Annotated in this window: 8 protein-coding genes and 3 pseudogenes; 9 read left to right on the forward strand and 2 right to left on the reverse strand. The window is 36.9% G+C overall.

Annotation, left to right across the window (positions count from 1 at the left end; translation table 11 throughout):
* A pseudogene (locus tag WGMM_RS06870) lies at nucleotides 1-438 on the forward strand (hypothetical protein); the annotation flags it as partial.
* 10 nt (nucleotides 439-448) lie between these two features.
* Here the strand turns inward: WGMM_RS06870 and WGMM_RS07160 are convergent.
* Both WGMM_RS07160 and WGMM_RS07380 read right to left on the reverse strand, forming a co-directional pair.
* Entirely contained in the window at nucleotides 449-2,032 is a 1,584-nt protein-coding gene (locus WGMM_RS07160; protein WP_410543206.1) for a transketolase family protein, read from the reverse strand.
* Nucleotides 2,033-2,054: 22 nt separating this feature from the next.
* Nucleotides 2,055-2,471, reverse strand: coding sequence for a hypothetical protein (locus tag WGMM_RS07380; protein WP_410543207.1), 417 nt, complete (start codon nucleotides 2,469-2,471; stop codon nucleotides 2,055-2,057).
* A gap of 137 nt (nucleotides 2,472-2,608) precedes the next feature.
* On the opposite strand from WGMM_RS07380, the gene rpsD reads away from it, so the two are divergent.
* From rpsD to WGMM_RS04325, 8 genes and pseudogenes are all read left to right on the forward strand, one after another.
* Nucleotides 2,609-3,223 carry a 30S ribosomal protein S4 gene (gene rpsD, locus WGMM_RS04290; protein ID WP_038250616.1) on the forward strand — a complete coding sequence of 205 codons (615 nt, stop codon included), beginning with the start codon at nucleotides 2,609-2,611 and terminating at the stop codon, nucleotides 3,221-3,223.
* Between the two features lie 127 nt (nucleotides 3,224-3,350).
* Entirely contained in the window at nucleotides 3,351-3,551 is a 201-nt protein-coding gene (gene iscX / locus WGMM_RS04300) for a Fe-S cluster assembly protein IscX (RefSeq protein ID WP_038250608.1), read from the forward strand.
* Between the two features lie 315 nt (nucleotides 3,552-3,866).
* Entirely contained in the window at nucleotides 3,867-4,019 is a 153-nt protein-coding gene (locus WGMM_RS06885; protein WP_240991926.1) for a hypothetical protein, read from the forward strand.
* A complete protein-coding gene (locus tag WGMM_RS04305; protein WP_038250610.1) occupies nucleotides 4,006-4,347 on the forward strand; it encodes a DUF721 domain-containing protein in 342 nt (113 codons plus the stop codon). The genes WGMM_RS06885 and WGMM_RS04305 overlap by 14 nt, the downstream gene beginning before the upstream one ends.
* 37 nt (nucleotides 4,348-4,384) lie before the next feature.
* On the forward strand, nucleotides 4,385-4,699 hold the full coding sequence (gene rpmB / locus WGMM_RS04310; RefSeq protein ID WP_038250613.1) for a 50S ribosomal protein L28: 315 nt from the start codon (nucleotides 4,385-4,387) through the stop codon (nucleotides 4,697-4,699).
* A pseudogene (lipA, locus tag WGMM_RS04315) lies at nucleotides 4,692-5,555 on the forward strand (lipoyl synthase). The gene rpmB and the pseudogene lipA overlap by 8 nt, the downstream one beginning before the upstream one ends.
* A 60-nt stretch (nucleotides 5,556-5,615) precedes the next feature.
* Nucleotides 5,616-6,330, forward strand: a pseudogene (ubiE, locus tag WGMM_RS04320) (bifunctional demethylmenaquinone methyltransferase/2-methoxy-6-polyprenyl-1,4-benzoquinol methylase UbiE).
* On the forward strand, nucleotides 6,327-7,292 hold the full coding sequence (locus WGMM_RS04325) for an FtsW/RodA/SpoVE family cell cycle protein (protein ID WP_240991927.1): 966 nt from the start codon (nucleotides 6,327-6,329) through the stop codon (nucleotides 7,290-7,292). Before ubiE ends, WGMM_RS04325 begins: the two are co-directional and overlap by 4 nt.
* The last annotated feature ends 400 nt before the right edge of the window (nucleotides 7,293-7,692 follow it).

Consider the following 7,692-nt stretch of genomic DNA (forward strand, 5'->3'; position numbering starts at 1 on the left):
GAGGAAGAAGAAGAGGAGGAAGAAGAAGAGGAGGAAGAAGAAGAGGAGGAGGAAGATTCAAATCAATCACAGAGAGAGCAAGACATCAATGGAGAAAAAGGAGCTGATGTACAAGACAAAGGTGTAAATCCTGTTGCTCCCACAGAACCTGCACAAACAGAAGAACAGCCGGGCTCTTTTTTTGGTAGTTTGTTTAGTATACTTATGAAGCCTTTTTCATTAGTTGCATCATTTTTTGGTGGTTTTTTTTCATGGTTGTTTGGGTCTGACACTGATCAATCTACATCACAAACCGATGCTGATGTTTCTTTACTTAAACCATCAAACGTAAAAAAGACTGATGAATCTGATATTCCCTTACCTACATCCAATCCATTAGACAAAGAAAATAACAATAATTATGATGCAATGAAAAGCCATGATGGGGTTATAGAGTAACGCAAGAGGTCTACTGAATATAAACCAGTTTCTCACACACACATTTTACTACGTGATCAGCACTGATATTAAAATGCTCATAGAGTGTTTTATAAGGTGCTGATTCTCCGAAGCTTTTCATGCCAATAAATATACCGTTTGAACCTATGTATTTATGCCAACCCATTTCACTTCCGGCTTCAATTGCAACTTTAATGCTGTCATTATTTAATATTGCCGCTTTATATTCATCGCTTTGCTCATCAAAAAGCCTCCAGCATGGCATAGAAACAATCCTTGTACCTATACCCTTTTCCTGCAATTTCTCCCTTGCTTCAACTGCAATTTCAACCTCGGACCCCGTAGCAAATATCGTCACTTTTAATTTTTTTGAACATTCACACAAAATATATGCACCAAACTTCGATAAATTAGCAGATTGATCGATATCAGAGTAGAACTTGCGCATGTAACTTACGTTTTGCCTTGAGAGCGCAAACAGTGCTGGAGATTCTTTCTTTTCGAGTGCAATGCTAACACACTCCAGAGTTTCAACTGCATCGGCTGGCCTAAAAACATATAGATTTGGTATAGCACGCAAAGAGGCTAAATGCTCCATTGGCTGATGAGTTGGGCCATCTTCTCCCACTCCAATTGAGTCGTGAGTCATGACATACATAACCTGCTGCTTCATCAGAGCTGAAAGACGTATAGCAGGACGACAATAGTCGGAAAATACCAAAAAAGTGCCGCCATAAGGAAGAATCGCGCCGTGAAGTGCCATACCATTCATACATGCTGCCATAGCGTGCTCTCTCACTCCATAGTGGACATAAGAGCCACTATAATTATTGCTATTTATTACCTGCATGTGCTGATATTTAGTGCAATTTGACCCAGTAAGATCAGCAGAACCGCCGATTAATTCCGGCATAGACTCAGTTAAAAGTTCCATTACTCTGCCGAAAGAAGATCGAGTAGCTTCGTTTGGCATTAGCTCACATATTTGTTTCTTCAGGTCAGCTAAAACACCAGCGATATTATCTGGTAGATGTTTATCTAACCGTCTTTGAAGTTCTGCATGATACCCTGTCATCCCAGTACTCTCTCTTGTCATCCCAGTGCTTGACACTGGGATCCATTCTTTTTCTTCTTTCCTGGTCACGCGCTGGAATGACATCGTGTAGTTTTGTTTTGCTCTCTCAACAGTTTTCTTCCAGGCATTTTTCACATCTTCTGGTACATGGAATGGTTCATAATTCCAGTTTAATTTCCCTCTCATCTGTTTTATGTCTTCCTCCGAAAAAGCACCACTGTGAGCAGAGGATGTGCCAGCACGGCTTGAAAATTTTCCGATAATAGTTTTGCAGCAGATCATTGTAGGTTTACCAGACTTTTTTGCTTGCTCTATTGCAAAGGATATGGCATCAAAATCGTGGCCATCAATTTTGTCAACATTCCATCCATACGCTAAGAAGCGTTTCTCTACATCATCAGAGCAGGAAAGGCAAGTAGCGCCATCTATAGAGATATCATTATCATCAAAAAGAGCTATGAGCTTATTCAATTTAAGATGCCCAGCAAGTGATGCTACCTCATGGCTTATTCCTTCCATAAGACAGCCATCCCCTAGGTCATCACGTAAGTGTAGTGATTGATTCTGAATTGCTTTTTAAGGATTGATTCAGCAAGTGCCATGACCCAACAGCAGCGGCAAACCCCTGACCGAGCGGGCCTGTTGTTGCCTCTACCCCGGAATTCAAGCCGAACTCTGGATGACCTGGGGTCTTGGATCCCATTTGCCTGAAGTTTTTTAGCTCATCTATGCTAATATAACCCGTCAAATATAATATTGAATATAGTAACATTGACCCATGGCCGTTTGATAAAACAAAGCGATCTCTATTGAACCATTTAGAATCATCAGGATTATGATTCAGATATTTAGCAAACAAAACAGTTGCAACATCTGCCATGCCAAGTGGCATACCTGGGTGTCCAGAGTTTGCTTTTTGTACTGCATCAATTGATAAAAAACGGATGGCGTTTGCCATAGATTTTAAATGTGAATGATTCATGTGTTAATAGAAAAACTTAAAAATGAAGTATAAAAGATTATATCAGCAAAAACAAGTTGACACTGAGTGCTAAAATCCTTAATAATCCAAAGTTAAATCGTGAGAGTTTTTATATGACAACTGTTATCACTAGAAAGTATAGGATTAGCCGTAGACTTGGTGTAAATTTATGGGGTAGAGCTAAAGACCCAGTAAACAAAAGGAAATACCCTCCAGGTCAACATGGTATTCTTGGATTCAAGAAGTTATCCGACTTTGGTAAGCAGTTTGCTGCGCATAAGAAATTTAAGTTTTACTATGCGATTTCAAGTAAGCAGCTCAGACGTACATTTTTAGATGCTTATAACAGAAAGGGTTATACGGCTGATAATTTTATCGGTATCTTAGAATCGAGATTAAGTTCTGTTTTATACCACTCTGGTCTTGTTCCAACAATTTACTCAGCAAGGCAGCTCATATCTCACAAGCACGTTACAGTTAATGATAAGGTGGTTAACATATCGAGTTATCGAGTGAAGCCAGGTGATATAATAAAAATAAGAGAAAGGGCAGCAAAAATCCCTGTAGTAGTAGAGGCTGAACAAAAACAAGAGCGCAAGGCTCCGGATTATTTAGAAGCAGATAGTAAAGAGCATTCAGTGAAGTATTTGAGGTCACCTCAATATTCTGAGGTTCCTTATTCAGCAGACATGGAAGTCAATTTAGTAGTAGAGTTTTACTCTAGATAGATAAAAAAAGACCCGTGTGGCGGAATCGGTAGACGCAGCGGACTTAAAATCCGTGGGTCTTGCGACCTTGGGAGTTCAAGTCTCCCCATGGGCACCAATTTAACTTAGCAGATAAATACAAAAAAGTATGAAATGGCTTGATATAGAAGATATTGTGGAAGCTCTGGAGGAAAAATTTCCAAATGAGAATATAATTAGTATCAGATTCACTGAGCTTAAAAAAAAGGTCTTGAGTTTAGAGGAATTTGATGATGATGAAAAACGCTGTAACGAAAAAATACTCGAAGCTATTCAAGCAGCTTGGAATGAAGAAAGATTGACCGTATAGCAATAAACCATACGCAAACGTGATTTGTATTACAATTTGCATATTGATTATGCTATTTTTTAGATCTAGCCTGGCAAGTTAATAATAATTTAACTATTTACAATTAAAACAGCTATAAGGTTAATTATGAGGCAAAGATGACAGCACAAAATTTGGTAAATGGAACGATCTTGGCAAGTGCTACGTTGAGATAAGTTTTGCATAAAAATACTGCTTTTACGGTGTGAGGCCAGAGGGTAGAGACTTTGTAAAGCAGTTAGAAGGTTGTCATCTAAGTAGCGTGACCAGAGCTAGATTCCGCGAACGCGCCGCGGAATGACGACTATGCAATATGCGTTGCGGAGTGACGATTATGGTCATACCGTCACGGTATCTCACAAACATGTAGCAGTAATGACAAAATCTCAAGTTATATGTATACTTTTATATTATCTACCTACTAAAAAACAGAAAAATGCTCAAACGTAGCGGTCCAAAAAAATTAAAGTCTATAATTGAAAATTATGCATTAAAATGCATGAAAAATAAGATTAGCAAAAATGAAATACGTCTGATTTTAAACTGGCAAAATATAGTAGGGAAAGAAATAGCAGAGTGTACAAAACCAAAAAAGATCTCATATGCACAGAATATAAATTCTGGTGTGTTGCATCTGGTAGTAACAAATGGCAGTAAAGCATTGGAAATTCAGCATATGATTTCTCTTATAATAGAAAAAATTACGATATTTTTTGGCTATAAAGCAGTATATGGTATAAAAATTAAGCAAGAGAGTATTGACTATTTGACTATATAAGGTAATCTAAGTACATAGAATAATTTGGTATATTGAAGTGAGTAGAGTTTGTGAATTAACAAATAGAAAAAAGTCTTTTGGTAATAAGGTATCACATTCAAATCGTAAAACAAAGCGTACCTTTCTTTTAAATTTACATAAGGTTACGTTGACAAGTAATATATTGAATAAAAAGTTTAGATTTCGTGTAGCAACAAGAACTTTGAGAACTATAGATTACAAAGGTGATTTGGATGCTTTTTTGCTCAACACAAGAACGATTAAACTAAGTGAGAAAGCGCAGAAGATAAAAAGAAGGTTGAAAAAAGTTTTAGTAAAGCAAGAGGTAGAGTTAGCCGTTTCAGATGCATAGTAAGCCTCCATGGCTTAGAGCAAAAGCTCCGACCGGTGAAGTATTCAATGAAACCTTAAACATCGTTAAACTGCATAACTTACATACGGTATGTGAAGAAGCTGCATGTCCAAATATTGGTGAATGTTGGAATAAACGTCATGCTACTGTGATGATTCTCGGTTCTGTTTGCACTCGTGCTTGTGCATTTTGCAACGTTGCAACTGGCATTCCTGATAAACTAGACCCTCATGAACCAGAAAATTTAGCAAAAGCAATAAAAAAGTTAAACTTAAAACATGTTGTCATTACTTCTGTTGATCGTGATGATTTACCAGATGGTGGCGCAAATCAGTTTATACAGTGCATAGAAGAAATTGGAAAGATAACTTCAGAAACAACAATAGAGATTTTAACTCCTGATTTTTTAAATAAGAAAGGAGCATTTGAAGCCATTGCTGTTGCATCACCTGATGTCTATAACCACAATATTGAAACAGTGCCGAGATTGTATGCAAAAATAAGACCACGAGCTCGCTATTTTCATTCACTATATTTGTTGAAGATGGTAAAGCAGATTAATCCAAAAGTTTTCACAAAGTCAGGGCTTATGGTTGGTCTTGGAGAAACAAAAGAGGAAATACTTCAGGTTATGGACGATTTGCGCAGTGCTGAGGTTGATTTTATTACAATTGGTTAATATCTACAACCAACTCCAAAACATGCAAAACTTGATAGGTATGTTACCCCAGAAGAGTTTGAGCATTATAAATATATTGCTTACTCCAAAGGTTTCTTAGTGGTTGCATCAAGCCCACTGACTAGGTCATCATACCACGCTGAAGAAGATTTTAACAGGCTCAAGGCCTGTCGTTGACATTTGTGGTAATTCAAATTAATTTTTACTAATTATAAGGGAGTTGAGCGACTTTACGTAATGTCTACTATAAAAATCAAGAAGAAATCACAATTAGTTAAAGAGGTATTCGATTCCGTGGCAAGTCGCTACGACACCATGAATGATATAATGAGCCTCGGAATGCACAGATTATGGAAAGATAAGATGGTAAATAGTGCATTTTACAAAAAACTCTAAGGTTTTAGATGTTGCTGGAGGAACTGGAGATATAGCAATAAGAATAGTAAGAAAAGAGCCAAGTGCTAAGGTTACAGTATGCGATATAAATCAAAACATGCTAAACAGAGGACGTGATAAAGCTATAAATTCAAACCAAATTAATTTTGATTGGGTATGTGCAAGTGCAGGAAGTTTACCATGTGAAGACTCCGAATTTGATTATTGCACAATAGCTTTTGGCATTCGAAATGTTTCTGACCGCAAGAAGGCTTTAAATGAGGCGCACAGGGTATTAAAACCACATGGGAAATTTATCTGCTTAGAATTTGCCCCTATGCACTATCAAAATGAGATATTTACCGAACTTTATGACTTATATTCATTTAAAGTAATTCCTAAAATTGGCAGCATAGTTGCTAAAGACAAGAGTTCTTATGAATATTTAGTGAAGAGCATCAGAGAATTTTCAACTCAGGCTGATTTTAAAATGGAAATTGAAGAGGTAGGCTTTAAGAATGTTGAGTTTCATAATATGAGCTATGGAATAGTGGCATTACACATTGGAACAAAATGAATATTAAACTCTGGTATAGAACGCTGAATTATTATCTCATCCTTCCAGTGTTTTTTTTGCTCACTATAAGTTTCATTCTTGTTTATTCAGCAAGCCCTGTAATTGCGCAGCGTCTTTCTTTACCACAAGATTATTTTATACGGCGTCACACAATTTATATAGTCCTGTCACTAATTACCTTGGTGACATTTTCTTTTCTCAACACAAGAACTATACTTAACCTCTCATTCGCAGGTTTCGCTTTATTTACTATTCTAGTAGCAACTGCGATAATACTTGGTATAGAGGTAAAAGGTGCGAAACGATGGTTACATATTGTCAAAATTTCAGTTCAACCATCTGAGTTCGTAAGGCCATTTTTTTCTGTTGTTATAGCTAGTATCTTGGCCAGCGAAATGAAGTTTAAAATACACATATCAATCATAATATTTCTGTTAGTTTTTGTGTTGTTACTTTTGCAACCTGATTTCAGTATGTCTATGCTTTTAACATATTCTTTTATTGGTCAAATGTTTATTGCATGTATACCACTTTTATACTTTCTATGCATAATAGGAATGGCCACAACTGGAACTACAATAGCTTACTTATGCCTCCCACATATAAAGCAAAGGATTTACAATTTTGTCTTTTTTACGCAACGCGATAACTTTCAAGTCACAAAATCATTAGAAGCATTCAAAAGAGGTCAATTAACTGGAGTTGGACCTGGTGAAGGTAGCGTAAAAGCCTCTCTTCCTGATTGTCATACAGATTTTGTGTTTTCTGTTTTAGCAGAAGAATTTGGTTTGATTACGTGCTTAGCCACATTGATGTTATTTGGTATCATTTCTGCCCGCTTGCTTTACGTTGCATATAGGGAAAATGAATTATTTAATCTGTTAGTGATTCTCGGTATCTCAATGCAATTCATCACACAATTCATAATAAACATAGGGGTAACATTGAGTGTTAATTCATAATAAACATAGGGGTAACATTGAGTGTTTTTCCTACCACCTTCTCTTTTATCTTCGAGCATCGCACTTGGCATAATGCTGTCTTTCAGTAGAAACCAAGCTATCGCATTAAAGTTTCGTGAGCGTGTTATGCTTGGAAGGTATATGGACTAAACTTGTACCGCTCACAACTATTATTGGTATCCCTCCAAAATGGGTATCTGTTCAGATGAGTGGCAAAATAAAGTAGACGAGAAAAGCAACTATAGGAACAAATGGGTGTCATGCAAGTAGCTGACACTGGTATCCAGTCTTTTTGCACAGTTCCATCAAAAACGTTGTAAAGCGCTTTCGTGTTTACCAACTTAGTGCCCAATGTGGATCCCAGACTGGGAGCAGAAAAAGGAGCACTGGAATTTTTGTT

It is taken from the genome of Wolbachia endosymbiont of Glossina morsitans morsitans (assembly GCF_000689175.1).
In the GTDB taxonomy this organism is placed as follows: Bacteria; Pseudomonadota; Alphaproteobacteria; order Rickettsiales; family Anaplasmataceae; genus Wolbachia; species Wolbachia pipientis.

Coding starts and splice junctions, on each gene's coding strand:
- WGMM_RS07160 (WP_410543206.1), bottom strand. CDS start 2,032: ATGGAAGGAATAAGCCATGAGGTAGCATCACTTGCTGGGCATCTTAAA.
- WGMM_RS07380 (WP_410543207.1), bottom strand. CDS start 2,471: ATGGCAAACGCCATCCGTTTTTTATCAATTGATGCAGTACAAAAAGCA.
- rpsD (WP_038250616.1), top strand. CDS start 2,609: ATGACAACTGTTATCACTAGAAAGTATAGGATTAGCCGTAGACTTGGT.
- iscX (WP_038250608.1), top strand. CDS start 3,351: ATGAAATGGCTTGATATAGAAGATATTGTGGAAGCTCTGGAGGAAAAA.
- WGMM_RS06885 (WP_240991926.1), top strand. CDS start 3,867: ATGACGACTATGCAATATGCGTTGCGGAGTGACGATTATGGTCATACC.
- WGMM_RS04305 (WP_038250610.1), top strand. CDS start 4,006: ATGCTCAAACGTAGCGGTCCAAAAAAATTAAAGTCTATAATTGAAAAT.
- WGMM_RS04325 (WP_240991927.1), top strand. CDS start 6,327: ATGAATATTAAACTCTGGTATAGAACGCTGAATTATTATCTCATCCTT.